This is a genomic window from Dyadobacter sp. CY323, assembly GCF_021390245.1.
Taxonomy (GTDB): Bacteria; Bacteroidota; Bacteroidia; order Cytophagales; family Spirosomataceae; genus Dyadobacter.
Genome location: NZ_JAJUXH010000001.1, coordinates 392651 through 416341, shown reverse-complemented (window position 1 = coordinate 416341; position 23691 = coordinate 392651). Strand labels below are relative to the sequence as shown.

Here is a 23691-nt window from a genome sequence, read left to right as displayed (position 1 = left end):
GTAAACCAATTTAAAGTGATATCTCACGATTTCAGTTCTAAAACCGGACTTAGCTTAGAACCGGAAGCACTTTTTCGATTTGCGCCCTGCGTGGTTCATATTGCGGCGGCAACATTAAACCCGAACCCAATGTTTCTACTGTTTCGTCGGTGGCAAATCCGGGATTGTCACTTGCTATTTCAAACAACACACCGCCTGGCTCACGGAAATACAAAGAATAAAAGTAATTCCGGTCGATTTTATCGGTAATCTGGTGTCCGGCTTCTGCCACTCTTTTACGGAACTCCATTAAGATATCGTCGTTCGCAACGCGGAATGCAACATGGTGAACGGAACCGCCGGCCACATGCCCGGCCCTTTCGCCCGGAACTTCCACCAGATCAACGATCGCGGCCGTTTCCACCGCATCGGTAACAAACCTGAACCGGTTAACCTGTTGCTCCACCAACCGATATCCGAATATATCTGTCAGGATTTTAGCTGTTTCCTCAATTTTATTACTGGTAATGGTGATGTGGTGAAACCCACGTGTCGCATTCTCAGCCGTTACCTCACTGGTTTCCCAGGGCGTGCGATTGTCAGCGGTTTTCGGAACAGTCAGCTCAAATTTCAGGCCGTCGCGGTCCAGGAAAGTCAGATATTCCTCGCCAAATTTTTCGGATGCTTTATTATAGGTGACCCCATTTGCTTCAAACCTTTTCAACCAAAAATCGAGACTGCCTTCTGGTACCGAGTAACCGATTTCAGTCACTTGCCTGGTACCTCTCCTGCCAGCGGGGATCTGACCTCCCCAGGGGAAAAAAGTCAGTATTGTTCCGGGGGTGCCTACTCCATCGCCGTAGTAAAAGTGATAAGTATTAGGATCATCGAAATTGACGGTTTTTTTAACCATTCTCAAACCTAATATACGGGTGTAGAAATCGTAATTTCTTTTTGCGTCACCAGCGATGGCAGTAATGTGGTGAATCCCGTTGATTGTATTTTCCATGTTCTTATCTGTTTGGTTTTTCGCTTTAACTGATACAAATGTACAGGCAGCGGATACCTCAAAGCATTGAACTAGGACAAGAAAAAGCCAAATAAAGAAATCTTACCAAATCAGAATTTTTTAAAGTAGTCGATGGGTGGACCGACTCTTTTAAAATCGTGCAATTCCCTGAAATCATCCTGCTCTTTTTCAGATTTTCCTTTCATTGCTCCTTCGGATATCGCCATAAAAAACGCTTCCATTTTGCCCGCCGGCTGAAATGTAATGATCATGCTGCCAATGCTTTCTCCCCGAAGGCATACAAATCGCCATTGGTGTCTTTGGACGAGATTTTGGTATAAAAAGTATCCCCTTCGAGTAGCGAGATACTTTTGTCGAACCGGTCTTTCCCATTGCCGACATTAAATCCCTTTTTAAGTCTGTCCGCACGCAATAATCGTCTCTCTCCGAGCAGGTTGGCGGAAAATGGGACTAGCAGCGACAGTTTCAAAAAATGAGCTCTATTCATAACAATTAGTTCGGTTGGAATTGGCTGGATGAATTTTTGATGTACTGATACGGAGAGGGGGCTGATCTAAATATAATATGCAAATGCAATGGAGACAAACTACTCTTAGTTCCCGGTATTCGCCTAAATCAGAGTTTGTTAAGCCTACTATATGCCCTTTTGACGCGACGCTGGTTTCCAGATAAGACACTTTGGCACGAAAAGAAGCCTGGATAACTTTTTGCTCCGGAAACCAAAAGCAAAACGCAATCGCTATGGATACCTTTTCGACCATGATCATCGACGCCGTTGACAAGATCAAAAACGCCGTCGTCAAAATAGATGTATATAAAACAGTGAATGGTAAAATGCGACCGGCAGGCTCTGGTTCCGGTTTTATCTTCTCGTCCGACGGATTCATTTTCACCAACAGCCACGTCGTGGACGGAGCTGAGAAAATCATGGTCAGTCTTTTGAATGAGAATGAAATTGAGGCGACATTGGTTGGGAAAGATCCGGATACCGACGTCGCGATCCTTAAAATCTATGCGCACGGATATTCCGTTGCAAAACTCGGAGATACCAGTCAGCTGCAGATCGGCCAGTTCGTTATCGCAATCGGAAACCCTTATGGTTACCAGCACACCGTTACAACCGGCGTGGTGAGTGCATTAGGCCGCACGTTGCAAACGCAGTCTGGCAGGATGGTGGACAATGTGATACAATCCGACGCAGCTTTGAACCCGGGCAATTCGGGTGGACCGATGATCAATACCGATGGCGAGGTGATCGGCGTGAATACGGCTGTGATCCAGGGCGCACAAGGTCTGAGCTTTTCGGTTGATATTAATACGGCAAAAGAAATCGCGGTTCAGATCATCCGCGACGGGAAAGTTTTCAAAGCGTATCTCGGACTTCAGTTGCAGGATGTTCCCATAAACGAAAAAGTTCGGCAGCATCACAAATTAAGCAACCGCGCAGGTATTTTCATCACGCGGATCGAACCTGACACACCTGCGTCGCGATCGCAGTTAATGGAGGGCGATATCATCGTGTCATTTAACAACAAGCCTGTCAGCAACTCCAATGAGCTGTTTAAAGTGCTTACCCACAAAGACATTTTGACCATTACTAACATTTCGGTTGTAAGACATACCGAGCTGCTGAACTTCATTATTGTACCAACTGAAAAGAAAAACTAGCCTGCTAACCGCCGCATTTAAACCCGGAATCGACATTCAAACGAAGGCAGGTTACGGATTTTATAAAGGATCGTGGAATGAAAACGGCATGAAATGGTGTTCCTTTTACAGTTTAGTACAAACCTGCTTTTATTTCTCAACAAGATGAACTGGATTACAATCAATAGTGAAGAGGACGTGGAGGAAATTTACAAATCGTCGGACTACGCCATTATTTACAAACATAGTCCGCGTTGCATGACCAGCCTGATGGCATATCGTCAGCTAAAATCCGATGTAAATGCAGTTCCTGAGGTTGATGTTCCATTGTACATCGTAGACGTCATTAATAACCGCAGCGAATCCATGGCCATTGCCAATAGCTTCCAGGTCCAGCATCAATCCCCGCAAATACTGGTCGTAAAAAACGGTGAATGCATTTACGATGCTTCTCACGAAGCGATATCACTGCGGAATACGTTAAGTGTTCTCTCCGAATAACTTTTAGATTTTAATTAACTAATTACTTGCTGATAACCAGCGAGGTAGAATTCTTTACAAATTTTTACATGGATTATATCCAAATTAATGGATTAATTCCATACATTTGAATAATCTCTTAACTACTCGGATATGGAAAATCTTCACAGTGCGATCGTTTCCAATGATATGGTTTGGTTGTGGTACTATGATGAATTCGGCGGCAAACACATCCGTGAATTGCTGGAAAAAGATGCGAGGGATTACATTGAAAATAGAAAAATCCTAACACCGGCCCCACCGGTTGAAATTGAGACTACACTCGGATCGGCGGGCAGCAATCAATAATGGGTCGTAATTGGTTCAAACTTTAACACTTCATCAGACTCAAAACGCAAACGGGCAGCCATTGGCTGCTCGTTTTGTTAATCTCAGGTTACGGTCCGTGTCGCGCATTTTGAACTCATTACCTTCGACAGTAGCCCGCATTCACACATATTGAATTCACCTTTAAGCGATCTATTCAGCCAGTTGCCTCCTTGCTCAATGGCAAGCACATACTTGCCGGTACTTAAAAAGAATCCGATTACCGCATCGGGTTTAGGATATGAGGTTTTTTAAGGACGTCTTGATTAAATATAGAAACTTGGACAAAAATTTTGGACAGATTAATAGCATTTCTACTTAGAACTTAAGTAATCACCATATTATATTTGTCAAAAGTAAAAATCCTCCGTCTTGCCTTCTAGAACTTACTTCTACAAACTATGGGTAAAACTTTCCGGCGACCCCTCGGAATTCCCATTAAATGTCAGAATTTTTCACTCGATATGCCTGATATCGATTTTTGCGCTCAGCTACAACATACCATTTAATTACCTCATTGGCCTGCCTCATATCGCGTGGGCCAGTATGGTGGTGTTGGTACTTGCCTTTCTGCTCTACTACTTTTCGAGGTACAGAAACCAGGGAGCCCGCAGTGTCCATATCACGAATGTGATCGGGTTGTGTCTTTTCACAATCAACTATTTCCTTAACTCCGGCCTCGAGGGACCCACCGACCTATTTTTTCTGCTATTCCTGCTCGTGAGCATCGGCATTAGCCCGGTTGATGAATACAAATTCTGGATTCCCGTCAACATCGGGATATTTCTTCTTTTATGCATGTTTGAATATTTCAGCCCGGAGACTTTTCCTAGTACCTACAACACCCGGTTCAGCAGGTTCATTGATCACATGTCCGCATACGTTGTCGTGGCCGCGATCACCTACTTCTGTATCGACTACATCCGGGTAGGCTATGAAAAAGAAAGAAAATCCGCTGCCGAAAAGTCGAGGGCGATTAAAGAACAGAATGAACAGATCACCAAACAAAACCAGGAACTGGAGAACCTGAATGCGGAAAAAAACAAACTAATGTCCATTGTAGCCCATGATCTGCGCTCACCGTTGGGAAGCATTCAGAATTTTCTTGAATTACTGACGCAACACGAACTGGATCCGGGACAAAAGATGGAAATAGAGAATGAGCTGCTCAATGCCACGAAAAACACGACCGCTATGCTCACCAAACTGCTGGATTGGTCCAAGTCGCAGCTTCATGGCGTCACAGCATATCCTAAACTTCTCAACCTGGCAAAACTGCTTGAACCCACGTTACAGCTGGAGAAAAACAATGCGGCCCGGAAAGACGTCACGCTGGATTATGAGTTCGATCCCTCTTTTAGCATCTATGCCGACGGTGACATGATGCAGCTGGTCATCCGGAATATCGTCGGCAATGCGATCAAATTCACGAATGCGGGCGGAAAGGTAGTGGTCAGGTCACAAGTCTCTGACAATCTATGTGTCATTAGTATTAAGGACAATGGTATCGGTATCTCTCCGGAAAAACAGGAAGCCATCTTTTCGATGAATGTACAATCTACCTATGGTACCAGAAACGAGAAAGGTGTAGGCTTGGGTCTGTTGCTATGTCTCGAATTCATTCAGGCACAAAATGGCAATATCTGGTTTGAAAGTAACAGAGATGAAGGAACCTGCTTTTTTATTTCCATTCCGACTACAGACGAAAACACTTCCCCCAGAACACTTCTCTAGATTTCTGATTAATGCTGATTATTTTTGATCAAATTAATCAATAACATGAACTTTCAGGAACGAAAGAGAGAAATACTTAATGCCATTTACAATGCAGGCAGCTTGTCCGTATTCGAGCTGGCCGATATTTTAAATGCATCCGCCGCGACGATCCGCCGCGATTTGCATGAAATTTCAGAAGAAGGATTATTGGTGCGAACGCATGGCGGCGCAATGAAACCGGAAAATACGGTATTGACCAGTTTCACCGGAAAAGCAACCGTCAACAACACACAAAAAGAAAGTATCGCCGTAAAAGCCGCAGAAACGGTCAATGACGGCGATACATTGTTTCTGGATTGCGGAAGTACGGTGTTCCTGATGTGCCGTTATTTAAAACAAAAACAAAACCTGCGAGTTATCACCAATTCCCTGCCCATTCTGGCTGAGCTGATCGACACTGCCTCCATTCAAATCAATCTGATTGGCGGCGAGCTGGACAAAACCAGAAAAGCAATTCACGGCGAAAAAGCGGTTCAGCATATCGACGGCTATCATGCGCATAAAGCTTTCATCGGCGTCGATGGGATTTCAGCAGAAAATGGTCTTACCGCCCACAGCGAACACGAATCCAGCATTACCACCGCTTTTATACGTAATGCGGGCCAGGTAGTTTTATTATGCGATTCTACCAAGATAGGAAAAGACAGCTACATCAAATTCGCCCAGCTCTCAGAAATATCGTATCTCATAACTGACCAGGATATCAGTAAAGACTACGAAAAGAAACTTTTGAAAGGTGGGTTGAAAAAGATCATTACGGCTTGAACCGTTACCTCGACTGATTCTCCGGCATTCACGCTAGATTCAACAATCTAAATGGCACAGCATACGATTTGGATTTGATAGACTATCAGCCTAAAACCCCCATTCACATCTCACATCTCACATCTCACATCTCACATCTCACATCTCACATCTCACATCTCACACCTTACCTCTCACTCAATATCCTCATATTTCCCCTGACTCAAGTCCCCCGTTTCAAAGCCTTTTTTGAACCAGTACATACGTTGTTTGGAAGTACCGTGGGTGAACGCATCCGGGACGATCCTGCCCTGCGATTCTTGCTGTAATTTATCATCACCAATGGCATTGGCTGCATTCAGAGCAGATTCTAGATCTCCCGGTTCAAGGATCTTGCTCATTTCCTGCGCGTGGTTTGCCCACACTCCTGCAAGAAAATCAGCCTGCAATTCAAGTTTGACGGACAGCTTGTTATATTCCGCTTCGCTCATTCTGCCACGTTGCTGCTGCATTTTTTCACTAAGCCCCATCAGGTTCTGAACGTGGTGACCTACTTCGTGTGCTACTACATAGGCTACCGCAAAATCACCGGGTGCATTAAACCGCTCGCGCAACTCCTCGCAAAAAGAAAGATCGATGTAAACCTTGTGATCGGCGGGACAGTAAAAAGGCCCCATCGCTGAGGATGCGCCGCCACAACCGCTTTGGGTAGCATTTTCAAAAATCTGCAATTTCGGTTTTTCGTACTGTGCGTCATTCGCCGCGTAAATATTCGTCCAAACATCCTCGGTACTACCCAGCACTGCAGAAACAAAATCAGCCGTTTTATCATCCGGGCGCGGGCCGGGAGCTCGCGTTTGAGCCTGTTCGGTGGTTTGAGAACCCTGAAGATTGTCGAGTATCACGGCCGGATCCTGACCGGTGAGTAATCCAATGGCAAGCACAATGATGGTACCAATGCCTCCCAATGCAATTTTACCGCCCCCGGACATACCGCGACGATCTTCCACATTACTACTCCTCCGTAAATCCTGCCAACGCATAGATCAGAATGTTTAGGTTTAAAAAACGTTTCTTAAACTAATATGCGAATAACATGCCACAACTAATAAACTCCCGCCGAATTATCTCAGAAATGTTACCTGTTGGATTATTTATACAAAATCTTAAATTATATTTCTGTTAAAGTGACTTATGTTTAAATGACACGGAATCCATTTTTTCTCTTTCTCATTTTTGCGTCGCTGCTTTTCTCCGCCTGCTCGCCCGAACTCCCGGAAGAGGTGGAAGTGGCGATGAGGGAACTGCCTGAAAAACTGGATTACAACCAGCACGTCAAGCCGGTACTTTCGGATAAATGCTTTGCCTGTCACGGGCCGGATAAGGCCAAACAAAAAGCCGGTTTGCGACTGGATTTGGCTGAATCTGCATTTGTAAAACAGTCAAAAGAATCGGGACGGAATGCCATTGATCCCGGAGATCTGGCTGATAGTGAGTTCTTTCACCGCATTATTTCGTCCGACCCGGAATACATGATGCCGACACCCGAATCACATCTCACACTTTCGGCACGAGAAAAAGCTATCCTCATCAAATGGATTCAGGACGGGGCAGAATACAAACCACACTGGGCATTTGTGAAACCCGGAATGATTGAGATTCCGGACATTTCACATAGCAATCTGGCCATTAATCCCATTGACCATTTTGTCTTCAAAAAGCTTGAAGATGAAAAGCTGCAACCGTCCGCACAAGCTGAAAAGGACGTTTTGCTGCGAAGACTGTCGCTGGATCTGACCGGCTTACCACCCACACTGGAAGAAACAGATGCATTCATAAAAGACAATTCCCCAAAAGCCTATGAGAAGCAGGTCGACCGCCTGCTGAACTCTCCCCATTATGGTGAAAAAATGGCCGTCGATTGGCTGGACCTTGCCCGTTTTGCAGACTCTCATGGCTATACGGTCGATCGTCTGAGGGACATGTCGCCATTTCGCGACTGGGTGATTCAGGCATTTAATAAAAATATGCGTTACGATCAGTTCGTACACTGGCAGCTTGCGGGCGATTTAATGCCAAAACCGACACGCGATATGATCATCGCGACGGCATTTAACCGCAATCACCAGCAAAATATGGAAGGTGGTATCATTGAGGAGGAGTTTCAGACCGAATATGTGGTGGATCGCACCAATACCTTTGGGGATGCGTTTCTGGGTTTGTCGGTGGGCTGCGCCAAATGTCATGATCATAAATACGATCCGGTTTCGCAAAAAAATTACTATGAGCTTTTCAGTTTTTTTAACAATGTAAAAGAAGCCGGACAAATTTCCTGGAACGATGCATTGCCTACGCCCACGCTGATGCTACCGACTGCCGCTCAGGAAAAAATGCTGGATTACATTCAGTCAAAGATCAAGTATCAGGAGAACGAATTGATTGTTACCAGGAAAAGTGCGCTGCCAGCTTTTAATCAATGGCTTAAATTCGGGAAATATCAATTTCTGACAAAACAAAACCTGCCTCAAACCGGACTTCAGGCCCATTTCACATTTGACAAAGGTTCGCTGAAAAATGCTGTAAATCCGAAACAAGGCGGCGCGATGAAACGCGAATCCGGGCAAGCTGGTGGAGAACCGGTGTTTGAAAAGTCAGATCGCGGCAACGTCATGCATTTGAACGGCGACGTTTTCCTCGACCTTTCACCCGCCGGCATTTTCAGAAAATCAGAACCTTTCACAATCGGGATTTGGGTAAATATTCCAGGTCAACTGAAAGAAGGTGTGATCCTTCATAAAAGCATTGCGGAGCGGCTTTACAATTTCAGAGGATATCATGTATACCTCAAAAATGACCGGCTGGAACTGAATATGGCGCATACCTCGCCCTCTAATGCCATTACGCGGGTTACGAAGCAACCGGTTCCAAGAAATCAATGGACACATATGACGATTTCGTACGACGGCTCCTCCAAAGCCAATGGATTTAAGTTATATCTCAATGGCAGTGAGGCTGCTATGGAAACGACTATGGATCAGCTCACGAAAGATATTCTCTTCCACACACCGTCTGAACCGGGATTACAGATCGGCGGCTGGTGGCGTGGGTTGGGTTTTAAAGACGGTAAAACCGACGATATCTCGATTTACAACCGGTTGCTAACAAATTTTGAGATCGGAATCCTGGCGGGAACGAAAACCTGGAATGCCATTGCTGACAAAGAACCCGGGCAACTTTCTCCGGCAGAAACAAGCATTTTAAAAGATTTCTATTTTTCCGCGATCGATACAAATGTTTCGAAAGTCAGGTCGGAGCTGCAAAAAATAAGAACCATACAGAGTGATTCTACGGAGCATATCCGTGAACTGATGGTCATGCAGGAAATGCCAAAACCCAAACAGGCGCATTTGCTGATCAGGGGTAATTATGATGCATTGGGCGAGAAAGTCTTTCCCGCCACGCCGGCTTCGATTCTGGCATTTCCGAAAAATCTTCCTAAAAACCGTTACGGACTTGCCCAGTGGCTTACTCATCCCGGGAACCCGCTCACAGCCCGTGTACAGGTAAACCGTTTGTGGCAAAATTTCTTCGGCACCGGCCTCGTCAAAACGACGGAAGACTTTGGAAATCAGGGAGAAATGCCCAGCCATCCCGAACTGCTCGATTGGCTGGCAGTAACTTTCAGGGAATCGGGTTGGGATATTAAAAAAATGAACAAGCTGATCGTAATGTCCGCGACGTACCGACAGGATTCCCGGACGAGCAAAGATGTACGAGACCGTGACCCTGAAAACAGGTTGTATGCACGAGGCCCGGCCAACCGGATGTCTGCGGAAATGATACGGGATAATGTATTGATGGCGAGCGGATTATTAAATAGAAAGCTGGGAGGTAAAAGTATTAAACCGTATCAACCGGATGGTCTGTGGTCGATCAATAGTAGTACTTACGTACCCGATTCCGGCGATGCCGTTTACCGTAGGAGTCTTTACATTCTTGCCAAAAGATCCGTCCCCAACCCTACCCTCTCCACTTTTGACGCTGCTTCCCGCAGTTTCTGCGTTGTTCGCAGGCAGAAAACCAATACGCCATTACAAGCTTTGGTAACATTAAATGATCCCACTTTTGTGGAAGCAGCCAAAGTCTTAGGCGAACAAATGACCCGGATAGCCGATCCAAAATCAGCAATAACGCTGGCATACCGAAAGCTGACCGGCAAAAAACCATCAGCCAAAGAGTTGGATCTGCTGGTTGATCTACAAAAAATTGAAAAAGAAAAATTTTCCAGATTTCCGGAGAAAACGCGCGGCTGGCTTTCCAGTGGTCAGTACAAAGTGACATTGAAACTGGATCCGGCACTGGTGGCCGCCAACAGTGTAGTAGCAAGTACCATTCTCAATTCAGACGCTGGTTTAACCAAAAGATAGGCTATGTCACACCATCACAACGAAGAGTTCCGGCTGCATACCCCTGAATTCAACGAGCTTCACAAAAAGCTTGACCGCCGGAGGTTTTTAACCAAAACTTCCCTGGGACTTGGTGCATTGGCAATAGGTTCATTGCTTGGTGTTGATAAAATTTATGGCTCCGCTTCCCGGCAGGCACAGCCGTCGGGCGACCTGGAAGCCGATATTTTGAAAGCTTTGCCGCACATTGCGCCAAAGGCCAAACGCGTGGTTTATCTGTTCATGGCTGGCGGGCCCTCGCAATTTGAAACATTCGACTATAAACCTAAACTGGTTAACCTGGCTGGTCAAAACCTGCCTGATTCGGTCAGGAAGGGGCAGCGGCTGACGGGAATGAGCGCCAATCAGAGCGCGCTTCCGATGGTTCCGTCCATTTATAAATTCGGCCGGCATGGGAAAAGTCAGACCTGGGTGAGTGAGCTATTACCTTACACGTCCAGCGTGGTGGACGACTTGTGCATTGTCAAATCCATTTACTCAGAAGCGATCAACCATGATCCCGCGATTACGTTTTTCCAGACCGGCAATCAGCTTCCCGGAAGACCTGCAATCGGTTCCTGGGTGAGCTACGGGTTGGGTACGGATAATAATAACCTGCCGACATTCATTGTGTTGGTTTCAAAAAATGCGCCGAGAGATCAGCCACTTTATGCCAGATTGTGGGGAAATGGCTTTTTGGAATCAAGGCATCAGGGTGTCCAGTTTCGTTCCGGCAAAGATCCCGTTTTGTTCCTGAACAATCCCGAAGGTTACGACGGTGCCGACCGGAAGGAAATGCTGCAATACCTGGCCAAACTGAACCAGCTGCAAAACGATTCGTATGGAGATCCGGAAATTGATAACCGCATTGCACAATATGAAATGGCGTTCCGGATGCAAACTTCCGTGCCGGAGGTGATCGATACTTCCGATGAGCCTGATGAAGTTTTTGAATTATATGGACCGGAAAGTCGCGACGCAGGTACTTATGCGGCCAATTGTCTGCTGGCTAGAAAGTTGCTCGAAAAAGATGTCAAATTTGTTCAGCTTTATCACCAGGGCTGGGACCAGCATGGCGGGTTGCCCAAAGGCATTGCGAATCAATGCAAACAAACCGACCAGGCAACTGCCGCACTGGTTATGGATTTGAAAAGAAGAGGTTTGCTCGATGATACCCTGGTGATTTGGGGAGGAGAATTTGGCCGGACCGTTTACTCGCAAGGTAAACTTACTGCTGACGATTATGGCCGCGATCACCATCCGAGATGCTTTACCATGTGGATGGCGGGGGCTGGCGTAAAAGCTGGTATCAGCTACGGCGAAACCGACGATTTCAGTTACAATATTGTGAGAGATCCGGTTCACGTCCACGATTTCCATGCGACGTTAATGCATTTAATGGGCGTCGATCACGAACGACTGACTTACAAATTCCAGGGCCGCCGGTTCCGGTTGACCGATGTGCATGGAAAAGTGGTAAAAGACATTCTGATCTAAACGACATTTTAACTTCATTTCGCGGGTATCGCCAGCAATTCCGCGTCTTTGTATCTGGCAAACACATCCGACGTTATTTTCGGTTTAATGCTTTCGCGAACCATGAGCCTATTCAAATTTTGCATTCCATTGTATCTGATCGCTTTGCCGGGCGGGCTGCTATTCGCGCAGCAGGCAAATGTGAATCTGGACTTTAATCCACAAAAAAATACACAAAATCTTTTTCCATACGGTGGAAATGTGATCTCTCCCGAGGTACGCGACGACCACACCGTCACATTCCGGCTCAAAGCCCCGGATGCACATAAAGTGGAATTAACCGGCGGCCCAATATTGCTCGCATTAAAAGCAAAAGATCCGCTGCCGTTTGTAAAAGCATCTGACGGAATGTGGTCATTGACAGTGGGACCATTGAAGCCGGATATTTACGTGTACCGATTTTTACTCGATGGAGTTCCAGTAGTAGATCCGAACAATACATTTACAGGAACCTCGAACCAGCCGGGATACAGCAACCTCATTATCCATGAGAGCAAACCAGCCTATTACGATGCTCAAAATGTCCCGCACGGAAGCATTACCCGGCACATTTACCACTCCGATGTATTAAATGGCGAGCGGGAAATGTTCGTGTATACACCGCCCGGCTACAATCCAAAAAACAAATATCCGGTACTGTATCTTGTGGGAGGAAGCGGCGAACTCGCATCGGGCTGGGTGCTCGACGGACGGGCCAATTTCATTGCAGATAATTTGCTGGCAGAACGAAAAATGGTCCCGATGATCATTGCAATGCCCAATAACCAGGTACTCCACCGAAACGATCCAAACCATCTTGAAAAAACATACACGCTTTTTGAAGACGAGATAAGAAAGCAGGTCGTCCCGTTTGTTGATGCGCATTACAGTACCATTAAAGACCGGAAAAGCCGGGCGATTTCAGGATTGTCTATGGGAGGTCGGCACACGGAAGCTGTGGGTTTCAATGCATTGGATCTGTTCAGCTCATTCGGCATACTCAGTGCAGGCGATCTGGAACCGGAAAAACTGAATCCGTCTTTTTTCAACGATCCGAAAGTGAAAGAAAAGGTTGACTACCTTTTAGTCGGCCTGGGTAGTGGCGAGTCCGAGTCGGCAGTTGGAAAAAGATCTGCGGCCACACATCAGGCCCTGGAAAAAGCCGGCATTAAACATGAATACTTCATCGGTGGCGACGGTGCGCACGACTGGGGAACCTGGCGTTTGCTATTGCACGAGAAATTGCTTCCTAATCTTTGGAAGAAGTAATGGCTGCCTATTATCTAATTAATTTAAATTCGGCAACAATGTCTCGTAGCGATGCAACAATTGTCATCATTCCTCCGACGATCAGCAGACCTTTGTCGACGTCATTACTGGGTCAGATCGTTGGATCAAATGCTAATAAAATGATTTTTACACCAGCGCAAACAGAGAGCAAATGATAGAATATGGAGAATATTTCTTTCTCATTAACGTCATCCAGTGACTTTTTCACGATAATGAAAATGATATATACGGAGGTTCCAGCCATTGCAAAAGCAAACGGAATGGAAAATTGCGAGAAGGTCAGCATTAAAGAAAATAAAGATTTGTATATCGTTTTCTTTATCTGATCATCACTTAATAATTGCTTTCTTGTTTAGTTCTCTTTTATCATGCCAAAAACCTAAACCAGCACCCAATACGGAGCCGATCAAAGCACCAATAGGGCCAGCAAAAGTTGCAAAAACAAGCCCAGTCGCGGCAGTTGCGATTAAGGCAGTGTTAGAAGAATTATTTTCGGGATGGGTCGTCATTTCAATGTTAATTTAAGTGTTGTGTAAAGCTCGCGCCCGTCTTTCGGGAACACCACAAACATAAAATAAATTTCGTTTTAAAATAATTATAGTGAACCCTTAAACCTCCCTCGGAGGCACTTGATCTCAAAAACAGGCCCGTAAAAAGCACAGAGCATATTCTGCTGAAAAAATAGTTTTAAGAAGTAAAATTGGCGAAATGGCAAATTTAAATATCGATTCCATTAAAGAACAAACGTACGACGCAATCGTCGTAGGGACAGGTATAAGCGGCGGATGGGCTGCAAAAGAGCTGACAGAGAAAGGGTTAAAAACACTGGTACTGGAACGCGGGCGGGATGTGAAGCACATAGTGGATTACCCTACTACCAATATGCAGCCATGGGAGTTCGAGCATTTGGGTCAGCCGACACTGGCAATCCGCGAGGCAAACCCGATGGCTAGTCAGCATTACATTTTCAAGGAGGATGCCATGCATTTTGTGGTGAAAGACGCCGAGCATCCGTATGTTCAGGAAAAACCATTTTCGTGGATGCGGGGCTACCAGGTTGGCGGCAGGTCGTTACTTTGGGCGCGGCAAACTCAACGTTGGTCAGACTTTGACTTTGACGGCCCTGCCCGCGACGGCTATGCAACGGACTGGCCTATACGTTACGCAGATATCGCGCCTTGGTACAGCTATGTCGAGAAATTTGCAGGGATCACCGGCAACAAAGACGGATTACCACAGCTGCCCGACGGGGAATTTCTTACACCCCATGAGATGAGTTGCGTTGAAAAGCATTTCAGCGACCAGACAGCAAAAAACTATAACAACTCACGCCCGATCATCATCGGCCGGGCCGCGCACATCACGGATCCGCAGCCCATACACCTGGAACAGGGCCGGGCGAAATGTCAGCATCGGAACATGTGCCAGAGAGGTTGTCCGTTCGGCGGGTACTTTAGTTCGAATGCAGCGACTTTACCCTGGGCTGAAAAAACAGGAAATTTTACATTGAAGCCGCATTCCGTGGTGCATTCGGTGATTTATGATGAGAAAAAGAAACGGGCAACCGGGGTACGCGTCGTGAATGCGTTAACCAAAGAAATGACCGAGTACTATGCAAAGATCATTTTCATAAATGCCTCGGCAATCAACTCAAACCTGATTTTACTCAACTCTACGTCGAACCGTTTTCCGAATGGACTTGGAAACGATAGCGGCTACCTGGGCAAATTCATCGGGTTTCACAATTACCGTGGTCGCGTGAGCGCTGAATTTGACGGGTTTCATGATCGAACTGTAGACGGTAGAAGGCCCAATGGAGCATACATTCCTCGGTTCAGAAATGTATTCAAGCAGGAAACGGACTTTTTGCGAGGCTATGCAACCTCTTTTTCCGCGAATAAAATGGGCAATCCGCATTCCGGTATTGGTGACGATCTGAAGGCAAATCTCTTCAAACCCGATGAAAGTGGTTGGAGCCTCGGCGCGCAGATGATGGGTGAAACATTACCCAAAGAATCTAACTCAGTAAGATTGGATCCTACCTTAAAAGATCCGTGGGGCATTCCACAGCTCAGAATGTCCGTCGAGTTCGACGAGAATGACATGAAAATGGTCAAAGATTTTTATACCGAACTAAGCGAAATGCTTTCCAAAGCCGGTTTTACGAATATAAAAACGTCAGATACCAAACGGAATCCCGGAAGTGAAAATCATGAAATGGGCGGCGCACGAATGGGGAAAGACCCTAAAACCTCGTTACTTAATAAATGGAACCAGATGCATGCAGTCAGCAATGTGTTTGTCACAGACGGCGCGTGCATGACATCGACTTCCACTCAAAACCCATCCTTAACTTACATGGCGTTGACAGCCAGGGCGGTGGATTATGCAGTGAAGGAAATGAGAAAAGGAAATATATGAGGAAGGTGGGAATGATCAGTCTCCCACTTTTTCAAATTCGTAGTTTCCTTTAATGTGTTTATTTAAAAAAGTCCCTTTGGAAAATGCAGCCGCCATTGACTGATACACTTCCAAAGGGACTTTTTTGTAGTCATATACCATCCCCGAGACATAGATCACTCTCAAAGTTTCTGTGTCCCCGTCATAAATAAATTTCGATACAACAGACGATGGCATAACTCCCGGTTCTTAGTTGAATTCATCCAGCTTGGCACGTAGCTCAGAAACTGGCCCGGACGAAATGGCTGAACCTTTAAACGTTGTATTTGCGTTTACCCAGCCACTGTAAAAAGCACTATTTGCTTTTTCATCCACCGCCAGGGCTGCCCCATTTAAGGTAATACCTGCGAACAAGCCTTTGCTTCGAGAATAGGAGTAAACCTCTGCCTCCAACTTATAATCCGTCTGAGCCGACGAGCTTCTTCCCATTGGCCCCGCCGCAACCGACAGATCGCCTCCGAGTGTAAAACTACCCTTCCCGATCTCCATAAGCGTTTTGCTGTTTTTGAAAACCAGTACCAGGTCGACCGCCTGAACACCGATCTGCGCACCGATGCTTCCACCAGTAATTGTAATAAAAACAGGATCGCTCCAATCCCCATTTGCTTTTTTCACCATCGCCAGACCTCTTCCATACTTGCCTCCGAGCATCAAACCCGCATTGATCATTTTTGGGATGATGATCACACCTTTTGATAGGTTGAGCAACTGAGCAGGGATATTTTCCTGCATTTCATTAAAATCGTTAAGAACTGCCGTCGCAGCCTTCACTTTTTCCTCTTCCTTGTTCTGCGCGAAAGCCGGTGTTATTACCGCCAGCCCAACGAGGGCCATGAGCTGAACATTGAGTAACCTTAACTTTTTCATTAACATGATTAAAATGATTAGTGGTTATTTTGATAAAAAGTATCGTGCCCGGATCGCAAAAAATCTATGCTAATTGTCAGAAAATGGACTTTATAGACTAATTTGTGAAACCGTCAACCATTAACGTATAGAGCCGCCCCATTGCATATTTTGGTACGGTTTTGTTTATCAATATTTAATTACACTTTCAACCAATATTACATTATGGATGCCAAAGCAATCAGCCTGAAAGAGCAAGAAGTAAAGCCTGTGGTGGACCTTTTGAACGATTATCTTGCTAACTATCATATTCATTATCAAAAGCTCCGGGGCTGTCACTGGAATATAAAAGGCCAGAATTTCTTCACGCTGCACGTTAAATTTGAAGAGTTGTACACCAACGCGCAGCTGACCATCGATGAGATTGCTGAGCGTGTTCTCACATTAGGCAAGCCACCACACAGTCGTTTTGCGGATTATATCAAAGAATCGCAATTGCAGGAAGTTGACACGATCGGGATGAAAGACCTTGATATGGTCGATGAAATCCTGAATGACATGGCCAGGTTGATCGGGCTGGAACGCGAGCTGCTGGAAATTACGTCGGAGGCTGGCGACGATGGTACGAATGATATGGTGAACCGGTTTATGCAGTTCAAGGAAAAGAATACCTGGATGTTACGCTCTTTCGCAGGTAAGAAATAGACGAATGCGCCCGATCCCTGAATTCAAATTAGGAAAAATCAGCATTTTAGATCCATTCAGGTTTGCCGGAGATCCATTGAAGTTTCTCCGGCAAGGCTTTGACACGTGCGGAGATACATTTCGGATCCGGCTGTTCCGCGAGTTCGTTGTTAGCCGCGATCCTGCTTTTTTCAGGCACATTCTTCAACAAAACAATAAAAATTTCAAAAAGGGGAGTTCTTCCAAAATGCTGCGCCCGGTACTTGGTAACGGGCTGGTAACCAGCGACGGAGACTTCTGGCTGCGACAACGCAGATTGGTTCAGCCCGCATTTCACCGGGAGCGGCTGCAAGAACTTTTTCTGGAAATGGGGCGACTTACTGCTTCGTTTCTGGATGAATTGGAAGCATTCAGAGGAAAGCAGGCCATAGATATTGATGCCAAAATGATGAGCATCACCTCTGACATTGCGCTCAAAACGCTTTTTGGAAATATGACTACGGAAGATAAGGCGCAGATTTATCAGCAGGTAAGTCGAACCCAGCGCTACCTGGTTACCAAAGTCCGGCGCCCCTACCGCATTCCATTAATGGCAATCAATGGAGAAGACGTCCGTTTTCGGCGGGACCTCGCGTATTTCAACAAATTGGTATTTGAATTTATCAAACAAAGAAGGCTTTCCGGAGAAACACCCAACGATCTTTTGCAACTGCTGCTGGACAGTCGGGATGAAGATACCGGCGAGCAAATGAACGACGAGCAGATCCGCGACGAGGCCATTACGATGTTTGCCGCAGGTCACGAAACTTCGGCGACCGGACTTAGCTGGCTGCTTTGGGAACTTGGCAGACAACCCGAAATCGTTGCACGCATCCGCTCCGAAAGTGTGATTTTTGACGATGTCCCCACATTCAGCCAGCTCATGCAAATGCCTTATACCCGGCAGGTTGTGGAAGAAGGGTTGCGGCTTTACCCACCTGCCTGGACCATGACGCGGGAGGCTGTGGTGGATCATGAGATCGAGGGTTATCAGCTTGCAAATGGCAACTCCGTTTTCCTTTCCGTGTTCGAGCTGCATAGAAACCCGAATTTATGGGCAGACCCTTTGACATTCAATCCCGAAAATTTCAACCCAGAAGCTGTGAAAAACCGGGCCAAATTTAATTACCTGCCTTTTGGCGCGGGACCGAGAATTTGCATTGGACAACAGTTTGCGCTCATGGAGATGCAGCTGATCCTGGCTTCTCTGATCAAACGCTTCACTTTTGAAATCGACCCGTCACATCCGGTTGGAATGCATCCGCTGATTGTGCTTAAATCTACTAATGGTATTAAATTGTACGTGCGGTAAAGCGCCAACACACAAACGTTTTCAATGCATAACACCATCGTATTATACATTTCGCTGATCGTTGTCATTCTTTTTTTGGTGATGCTGGCGCAGAAAATCAAAATCTCCTACCCGATTGTACTTGTGCTGGGCGGTCTCGTTCTGGGTTTTATTCCAGGTATCCCCGAAGTAGCGATCGATCCCGAACTCATTTTTTTGATTTTTCTTCCCCCTTTGCTGTATGAAGCGGCGTGGCAGACATCCTGGAAAGATTTCTGGAAATGGCGGCGCGTGATCGGCTCGTTTGCATTCATTATTGTGATTCTTACTTCCTGCGTGATCGCTTACGTTTCCAATTCCATTATTCCCGGTTTTACACTTCCGCTCGGCTTTTTGCTAGGCGGCATCATCTCGCCGCCCGATGCCGTCGCCGCTACTTCCATTCTGAAAGATGTGAAAGTGCCAAGGAGACTCGTTTCGATCATCGAGGGCGAAAGTTTGCTGAATGATGCTTCAAGTTTGATCGTATTCCGATTTGCAATTGCTACCATTGTTTCCGGCACTTTCGTCTTTACAGACGCTGTAACCGACTTTTTTCTCGTCATCACCATGGGTTTCGCAGTAGGTATCGGCCTCGCGCTGATCTTCTACGCGATTCACCGGTGGCTGCCGACGACACCAAGCATTGACACCATTTTAACCTTTGTAGCACCTTACGCGATGTACATCACAGCGGAGCGGTTTCATTTTTCCGGGGTAATTGCAGTGGTCACAGGCGGGCTTTTCCTTTCAGACAGAAGCCACTCGATCATGGGCCATCTCAGCCGGATCCAGGGCGTAAATGTCTGGGCTACCGTCGGTTTTGTTTTAAATGGGATTGTATTCATGCTGATTGGCCTGGAACTGCCGATTATCGTGGGGCAGCTTGGAGAAAATTCATTGTTTGATGCGATTAAATACGGTCTGATCATTTCCCTGGTGGTGATCGTCACCCGGATGATTTGTACGATCGGTTCGTCGTGGTTTACGGTATTCATCAGTAATTACATCACCACCGCCGACAGCCGGCCAGGAATGAGGGCGCCGATTGTTTTCGGATGGGCCGGTATGCGCGGAGTGGTTTCCCTGGCAGCCGCATTGTCGATTCCCTTGCTGACACAAAACGGCCAGCCATTTCCGCAGCGTAACCTGATCTTGTTCATTACATTCGTGGTCATTCTGGTAACCCTTGTGTTTCAGGGTTTAACACTGCCTTTTGTAATTAAATGGATGAAGCTGGAAGAAATGGATTACGAGTTGCCCTCGCAGGAGCAGGATGTAAAGATCCGGCGAAAACTTGCGCAGGAATCGCTTAAATACATCGGAGAAAACTATGCCGACGAAATTCCCAGAAATGAGCTGCTGCAAAGTCTGAAACACAAACTGGAAAGCGACATCGAATTTTTAGATCATGTGAAAGAGGCCGACCCAATGCATTCAGGGCTCGATTATGTGACTAAATATCAGCAGATAACCAAAGAACTACTCGAAAGAAAGCGGTTACTACTTCATCAGTTCAACAAAAAAGAGATGTTTGAAGATGAGGTGATCAAGCAGCATTTGGCCCAGCTTGACCTGGAAGAAGAAAAAGTCCGGCAGCAGTTTCTTCATATGGAATAATGCTACCGAAAATCACACAAGTCCTTGCAGATGAACCGGATAGACCGCTGAAACCATCTTGTGCTTCCCGGTATCCCGGTTGAAAAAGTAATCCAGTCTTCCGAGATTGATACCCGCAAAACCAACCTGGTTCACAGTGGTAACCTTGCCATCCAGGTTCATTATATCTTCCGGTGCTTTCATGAAAGTATGGGTATGGCCGCCAATGATCAGATTGATATTGCGTGTCGATTTTGCCAGGATCAGATCCGACACTTTATCATCTTTGTACTTGTAACCGAGATGTGAAAGGCAAATAACGAGGTCGCAATGCTCCTCATTTTTCAGAATAGACGCCATTTCGTTGGCCTTTGCGATCGGATCCAGATAAACGGTCTCGCCATAGTTCTTCTTATTGACAATTCCATTCAACTCAACGCCCAAACCAAACACACCGATTTTAAGACCTTGTTTTTTGAAGATTTTGTAGTTATGTGTCTTACCCTTTAATTCGGTGTTGTCGAAATTGTAGTTGCTCACCAGAAAAGGAAAGTTGGCGTGAGGCAATTGTTTTACAAAACCGGCAACTCCATTATCAAAATCGTGATTTCCCATCGTTGCCGCATCATAACCCATGTTGCTCATGATCTGCATTTCGAGCTCGCCTCCATACAAGTTAAAATATGGGGTACCCTGAAAAATATCACCTGCATCGAACAAAAGAACATTTTCCTGTTCACGTCGAATGGTATTCACCAAGGCAGCGCGCCGGGCGACCCCGCCCAATCCCTGGTTCCGCGAACCATCCATCGGAAACGGTTCAATGCGGCTGTGAACATCGTTGGTATGCAAAATGGTGAGCTGCACCGTCGAATCCTTCCCGAATACGGTTAATGGCGCTGATCCTATCGCAAATAATGCCGTTGCGCCAGCTCCCTTTTTTAAGAAATCCCTGCGATTAGTTTTTATCAATGATAATTCTCCCATCGAGTTGAGCTGTTATTTTCTTTCCCTGCCGGGTCAGGTCGTTAATATTTTCAAGAATTGCTTCACGTAACTTTATTCCGATGTCCTTTCTTTCAATCGCTTTTTTCAGAAAATCGAGTTCGTCGCCGCCATCGGCCAGGTAATCGTACGTAAGTAAATTGTATGTTTTGCTCGCATCAAATGGCTGGCCGGCGATTGTTACATCATAAGCCGTACCATTCCTGATCTTCATCCGCATTCCGGAAATAGGTTCACCCTCTTTTTTCACAATGAAGTCGAGCAGCTCTTTCACCGACTCGCCCGACATTTTCAACACCACCATTTCATTCTCAAATGGCATTAATTCAAACACGTGGGATACCGTAATATTCCCTTTTGGAAATTGCGTCCGCAAACCGCCTTTTGTCGAAAGTGTAAACTGGATCGTAGGATCCTTTTTAAGCCCCTCTGTCAGCATCGCATCGGCGAAGAAGTTTCCAAGCAACGTTTCGGGCGTTCCTGGTTTTGTAAGCGCCTCCTCGGTCTGCCCCACTACCCGGCTCATTTCCGCCTGCATTTTTTCTTTATAAGGCAGATAGTAATTTACAATAGCCGAATCCTCACTCGTCTGTTTGTCAATGCTGTACTGTTTATATTCACTTTTTGAAACCGTCAGATGCCGCCGGCAGGAGAAAAAAATGGTAAGAAAGAGAAACGGCAGCACGACTGCCTTAAATCCGGTGGAGATCTTCATGAACGCTATTTTGATCACTAAAATAGCGAGGATATTCGATTTTTGATCAGGAAAAAATAATGAATGTGACCTGACGAAAGGCTACAAGTTTGGAATGCAGCATATTCCGTCAGGTCACATTACTTTAAAAAAACAGCGCAAGCCTTACCAGCCGGTATTCTGTTTCAGATTCGGATTGGCGTCAATCTGCGACTGCGGGATCGGGTAAATTTCAAGCCGGTCGGTGTATGGGATCAGAATGTTGTCGAGGATCTGATCTTCTGACATCGCCGCAATCTCTTCCCGCAACGTGCCCCATCTCCGGATATCGAAAATGGTGTTGAACTCGCCAGTCAGTTCGAGTCTGCGTTCCAGCCGGATCGCCTGTCGCAGACTAATCTGCGTAGCCGATTTATACAAAGTTGCTTTCGCCCTCGCCCGTACCCGGTTCACCAGCGGCAATGCGAGTGTCGTCTGACCGGTTTCATTCAGCGCCTCAGCCAGACTGAGCAACACATCGGGGAAACGCATTTCGATCAGATCGGTACTGTAACCCTGAATGGCCGCACCGGCAGGTCTCGGTTCACGGGCCAGCTTTCCATACGCAATGCCGTATTTGAAATCATCATGAGCGAAAGACTGATTGGTCCGTTTGATCACATAATTGCCGAGCGTCGGATTATAGATAATGCTGTCACCCGTTTCGGCGCCAGCCCGGGCCCCTCCCTGAAATTCATATTTATAAACCAATGTAAAATCGCGGCGGGTATCTGTTTTTTCAAACAATTGATAAAAACTGTATGTCAAACCGTAATTCGTTTGTTCATCGCCATTGACTAATCCGGAAGGAAAAAGATTGAATGGAAGAATACTGCCATTCGGATTGGATGGATTAATAAAGTAGCCGAATGAAAGCACGATTTCCCGATTACGTTCATTCGACAATGCAAATACATCCGCAAAGTCAGAAAGCAATTCCATATCGTATTTTTCCTCATTCTCAGGTCCCACCAGCTCACTGAATTTTTCAATCGCTTTCTGATAGTTCGCCGTCTGGTTTAAAGGTTTCCCGGCCATGGTCAGGTATAGTTTCCCCAGCAATGCTTTTACGGTTCCCGCCGATACCCGGCCGAGTTCCGCGCCTCCTCTCGAATCAGGAAGCCGCGTTTCAGCAAATGTGAGATCAGCCAAAATAGCGTCGTAAACCTGAATGTCGGTGGATCTTGGCGCAAAAATGAGATGATCGTCCGCCAGCGAGTTTACCTCTTCGAGGATTAGCGGCACTCCGCCGAAATACCGGACCAGGTTGAAATAGGCATACGCCCGCAGAACGCGCGCTTCCGCAATGTACGGATCGGCCTCTTCTTCTTCACCGGGAACAGCCAGCGTCGCATTGGCAATCACCACATTTGCCCGGAAAATAATTTTGTAAAATCTCGCCCAAACCGATTCGAAAGCGCCGGAAGAAGCATTGTGCCCAAACCGGTAGTATGGATCGGAACCTGAGCCCAGAATTCCAGCGGTAGCGTACCTGTGGCCCGATTCCGTCAGGATAAACCGATTGCTGATATCTCCGTAATCCGGTGCGGTATAAGCCTGGTAAACCCCGATGGTAGCCTGGTTGAGGCCGTCTTCGTCTTTAAACACCACTTCCTTGCTCAACGAAGAATAAGGTGATTCTTCCAGGTTATCCTTGCAGGAAGCAACACTCAGCAGCAGCAGGATTATGGATGATATTTTGATAGGATAGTTCATATATGTT

At 46.2% G+C, this 23691-nt stretch carries 22 protein-coding genes; 12 read left to right on the top strand and 10 right to left on the bottom strand.

The genetic code is table 11. From position 1 onward, the window contains the following. Positions 1-49: 49 nt before the first annotated feature. The 3 genes from LZG72_RS01820 to LZG72_RS01810 all read right to left on the bottom strand — a co-directional run bounded on the left by LZG72_RS01820 (position 50) and on the right by LZG72_RS01810 (position 1496). Complete coding sequence (locus LZG72_RS01820; protein ID WP_233866804.1) at positions 50-988, bottom strand: ring-cleaving dioxygenase; 939 nt, start codon at positions 986-988, stop codon at positions 50-52. 110 nt (positions 989-1098) lie between these two features. After that, complete coding sequence (locus LZG72_RS01815; RefSeq protein WP_233866803.1) at positions 1099-1260, bottom strand: hypothetical protein; 162 nt, start codon at positions 1258-1260, stop codon at positions 1099-1101. Beyond that, the gene (locus LZG72_RS01810) at positions 1257-1496 is read right to left on the bottom strand and encodes a hypothetical protein (RefSeq protein ID WP_233866802.1); all 240 of its coding nucleotides are present in this window, start codon (positions 1494-1496) and stop codon (positions 1257-1259) included. Before LZG72_RS01810 ends, LZG72_RS01815 begins: the two co-directional genes overlap by 4 nt. Before the next feature lie 254 nt (positions 1497-1750). On the opposite strand from LZG72_RS01810, the gene LZG72_RS01805 reads away from it, so the two are divergent. The 5 genes from LZG72_RS01805 (at position 1751) to LZG72_RS01785 (ending at position 6043) form a co-directional block, all read left to right on the top strand. Continuing rightward, positions 1751-2677, top strand: coding sequence for a S1C family serine protease (locus LZG72_RS01805; protein WP_233866800.1), 927 nt, complete (start codon positions 1751-1753; stop codon positions 2675-2677). A 144-nt stretch (positions 2678-2821) separates the two neighbouring features. Then, positions 2822-3157 (top strand): bacillithiol system redox-active protein YtxJ, encoded by a 336-nt coding sequence (gene ytxJ / locus LZG72_RS01800; protein WP_233866798.1) that lies wholly within the window; start codon positions 2822-2824, stop codon positions 3155-3157. A gap of 132 nt (positions 3158-3289) precedes the next feature. Next, positions 3290-3484 carry a hypothetical protein gene (locus LZG72_RS01795; RefSeq protein WP_233866796.1) on the top strand — a complete coding sequence of 65 codons (195 nt, stop codon included), beginning with the start codon at positions 3290-3292 and terminating at the stop codon, positions 3482-3484. Between the two features lie 390 nt (positions 3485-3874). After that, positions 3875-5236 (top strand): sensor histidine kinase KdpD, encoded by a 1362-nt coding sequence (locus tag LZG72_RS01790; protein ID WP_233866794.1) that lies wholly within the window; start codon positions 3875-3877, stop codon positions 5234-5236. Between the two features lie 45 nt (positions 5237-5281). Further along, positions 5282-6043 carry a DeoR/GlpR family DNA-binding transcription regulator gene (locus LZG72_RS01785; protein WP_233866792.1) on the top strand — a complete coding sequence of 254 codons (762 nt, stop codon included), beginning with the start codon at positions 5282-5284 and terminating at the stop codon, positions 6041-6043. 173 nt (positions 6044-6216) lie between these two features. Here LZG72_RS01785 and LZG72_RS01780 read toward each other — a convergent pair whose 3' ends face one another. After that, the gene (locus tag LZG72_RS01780; protein ID WP_233866790.1) at positions 6217-7065 is read right to left on the bottom strand and encodes a neutral zinc metallopeptidase; all 849 of its coding nucleotides are present in this window, start codon (positions 7063-7065) and stop codon (positions 6217-6219) included. A gap of 159 nt (positions 7066-7224) precedes the next feature. Between LZG72_RS01780 and LZG72_RS01775 the strand changes: the two genes are divergently transcribed. The 3 genes from LZG72_RS01775 (at position 7225) to LZG72_RS01765 (ending at position 13251) form a co-directional block, all read left to right on the top strand. Then, positions 7225-10449, top strand: a complete 3225-nt coding sequence (locus LZG72_RS01775; protein ID WP_233866787.1) for a DUF1553 domain-containing protein — start codon at positions 7225-7227, stop codon at positions 10447-10449. 3 nt (positions 10450-10452) lie between these two features. Continuing rightward, positions 10453-11964: a DUF1501 domain-containing protein gene (locus LZG72_RS01770; RefSeq protein WP_233866784.1), complete on the top strand. Its 1512-nt coding sequence runs from the start codon at positions 10453-10455 to the stop codon at positions 11962-11964. A 102-nt stretch (positions 11965-12066) separates the two neighbouring features. Further along, a complete protein-coding gene (locus tag LZG72_RS01765; protein WP_233866782.1) occupies positions 12067-13251 on the top strand; it encodes an esterase in 1185 nt (394 codons plus the stop codon). A 350-nt stretch (positions 13252-13601) separates the two neighbouring features. On the opposite strand, the gene LZG72_RS01760 is transcribed toward LZG72_RS01765, so the two are convergent. Further along, positions 13602-13781 carry a hypothetical protein gene (locus LZG72_RS01760; protein WP_233866781.1) on the bottom strand — a complete coding sequence of 60 codons (180 nt, stop codon included), beginning with the start codon at positions 13779-13781 and terminating at the stop codon, positions 13602-13604. Positions 13782-13980: 199 nt separating this feature from the next. On the opposite strand from LZG72_RS01760, the gene LZG72_RS01755 reads away from it, so the two are divergent. Next, a complete protein-coding gene (locus tag LZG72_RS01755) occupies positions 13981-15693 on the top strand; it encodes a GMC oxidoreductase (protein WP_233866779.1) in 1713 nt (570 codons plus the stop codon). 15 nt (positions 15694-15708) lie between these two features. Here LZG72_RS01755 and LZG72_RS01750 read toward each other — a convergent pair whose 3' ends face one another. Together LZG72_RS01750 and LZG72_RS01745 are read right to left on the bottom strand one after the other, a co-directional pair. Further along, positions 15709-15909 (bottom strand): KTSC domain-containing protein, encoded by a 201-nt coding sequence (locus tag LZG72_RS01750; RefSeq protein ID WP_233866777.1) that lies wholly within the window; start codon positions 15907-15909, stop codon positions 15709-15711. Positions 15910-15921: 12 nt separating this feature from the next. After that, positions 15922-16599 (bottom strand): lipid-binding SYLF domain-containing protein, encoded by a 678-nt coding sequence (locus tag LZG72_RS01745; protein WP_233866775.1) that lies wholly within the window; start codon positions 16597-16599, stop codon positions 15922-15924. Between the two features lie 204 nt (positions 16600-16803). Here LZG72_RS01745 and LZG72_RS01740 point away from each other — a divergent pair, with 204 nt between their 5' ends. The 3 genes from LZG72_RS01740 to LZG72_RS01730 are packed head-to-tail and all read left to right on the top strand — an operon-like array spanning position 16804 to position 20251. Continuing rightward, positions 16804-17283, top strand: a complete 480-nt coding sequence (locus LZG72_RS01740; RefSeq protein WP_233866773.1) for a Dps family protein — start codon at positions 16804-16806, stop codon at positions 17281-17283. Positions 17284-17287: 4 nt separating this feature from the next. Next, positions 17288-18613, top strand: coding sequence for a cytochrome P450 (locus LZG72_RS01735; protein WP_233866770.1), 1326 nt, complete (start codon positions 17288-17290; stop codon positions 18611-18613). A gap of 24 nt (positions 18614-18637) precedes the next feature. Beyond that, positions 18638-20251, top strand: a complete 1614-nt coding sequence (locus LZG72_RS01730; protein ID WP_233866769.1) for a Na+/H+ antiporter — start codon at positions 18638-18640, stop codon at positions 20249-20251. Between the two features lie 12 nt (positions 20252-20263). Here LZG72_RS01730 and LZG72_RS01725 read toward each other — a convergent pair whose 3' ends face one another. The 3 genes from LZG72_RS01725 to LZG72_RS01715 form a co-directional block, all read right to left on the bottom strand. Further along, on the bottom strand, positions 20264-21217 hold the full coding sequence (locus tag LZG72_RS01725) for a metallophosphoesterase (protein ID WP_233866766.1): 954 nt from the start codon (positions 21215-21217) through the stop codon (positions 20264-20266). Then, positions 21189-21950 carry a 5'-nucleotidase C-terminal domain-containing protein gene (locus tag LZG72_RS01720; RefSeq protein ID WP_233866763.1) on the bottom strand — a complete coding sequence of 254 codons (762 nt, stop codon included), beginning with the start codon at positions 21948-21950 and terminating at the stop codon, positions 21189-21191. Before LZG72_RS01720 ends, LZG72_RS01725 begins: the two co-directional genes overlap by 29 nt. 144 nt (positions 21951-22094) lie before the next feature. After that, on the bottom strand, positions 22095-23684 hold the full coding sequence (locus LZG72_RS01715) for a RagB/SusD family nutrient uptake outer membrane protein (protein ID WP_233866760.1): 1590 nt from the start codon (positions 23682-23684) through the stop codon (positions 22095-22097). Positions 23685-23691: the final 7 nt, after the last annotated feature.

Coding starts and splice junctions, on each gene's coding strand:
- LZG72_RS01820 (WP_233866804.1), bottom strand. CDS start 988: ATGGAAAATACAATCAACGGGATTCACCACATTACTGCCATCGCTGGT.
- LZG72_RS01815 (WP_233866803.1), bottom strand. CDS start 1,260: ATGATCATTACATTTCAGCCGGCGGGCAAAATGGAAGCGTTTTTTATG.
- LZG72_RS01810 (WP_233866802.1), bottom strand. CDS start 1,496: ATGAATAGAGCTCATTTTTTGAAACTGTCGCTGCTAGTCCCATTTTCC.
- LZG72_RS01805 (WP_233866800.1), top strand. CDS start 1,751: ATGGATACCTTTTCGACCATGATCATCGACGCCGTTGACAAGATCAAA.
- ytxJ (WP_233866798.1), top strand. CDS start 2,822: ATGAACTGGATTACAATCAATAGTGAAGAGGACGTGGAGGAAATTTAC.
- LZG72_RS01795 (WP_233866796.1), top strand. CDS start 3,290: ATGGAAAATCTTCACAGTGCGATCGTTTCCAATGATATGGTTTGGTTG.
- LZG72_RS01785 (WP_233866792.1), top strand. CDS start 5,282: ATGAACTTTCAGGAACGAAAGAGAGAAATACTTAATGCCATTTACAAT.
- LZG72_RS01780 (WP_233866790.1), bottom strand. CDS start 7,065: ATGCGTTGGCAGGATTTACGGAGGAGTAGTAATGTGGAAGATCGTCGC.
- LZG72_RS01775 (WP_233866787.1), top strand. CDS start 7,225: ATGACACGGAATCCATTTTTTCTCTTTCTCATTTTTGCGTCGCTGCTT.
- LZG72_RS01770 (WP_233866784.1), top strand. CDS start 10,453: ATGTCACACCATCACAACGAAGAGTTCCGGCTGCATACCCCTGAATTC.
- LZG72_RS01765 (WP_233866782.1), top strand. CDS start 12,067: ATGAGCCTATTCAAATTTTGCATTCCATTGTATCTGATCGCTTTGCCG.
- LZG72_RS01760 (WP_233866781.1), bottom strand. CDS start 13,781: ATGACGACCCATCCCGAAAATAATTCTTCTAACACTGCCTTAATCGCA.
- LZG72_RS01755 (WP_233866779.1), top strand. CDS start 13,981: ATGGCAAATTTAAATATCGATTCCATTAAAGAACAAACGTACGACGCA.
- LZG72_RS01750 (WP_233866777.1), bottom strand. CDS start 15,909: ATGCCATCGTCTGTTGTATCGAAATTTATTTATGACGGGGACACAGAA.
- LZG72_RS01745 (WP_233866775.1), bottom strand. CDS start 16,599: ATGAAAAAGTTAAGGTTACTCAATGTTCAGCTCATGGCCCTCGTTGGG.
- LZG72_RS01740 (WP_233866773.1), top strand. CDS start 16,804: ATGGATGCCAAAGCAATCAGCCTGAAAGAGCAAGAAGTAAAGCCTGTG.
- LZG72_RS01735 (WP_233866770.1), top strand. CDS start 17,288: ATGCGCCCGATCCCTGAATTCAAATTAGGAAAAATCAGCATTTTAGAT.
- LZG72_RS01730 (WP_233866769.1), top strand. CDS start 18,638: ATGCATAACACCATCGTATTATACATTTCGCTGATCGTTGTCATTCTT.
- LZG72_RS01725 (WP_233866766.1), bottom strand. CDS start 21,217: ATGGGAGAATTATCATTGATAAAAACTAATCGCAGGGATTTCTTAAAA.
- LZG72_RS01720 (WP_233866763.1), bottom strand. CDS start 21,950: ATGAAGATCTCCACCGGATTTAAGGCAGTCGTGCTGCCGTTTCTCTTT.
- LZG72_RS01715 (WP_233866760.1), bottom strand. CDS start 23,684: ATGAACTATCCTATCAAAATATCATCCATAATCCTGCTGCTGCTGAGT.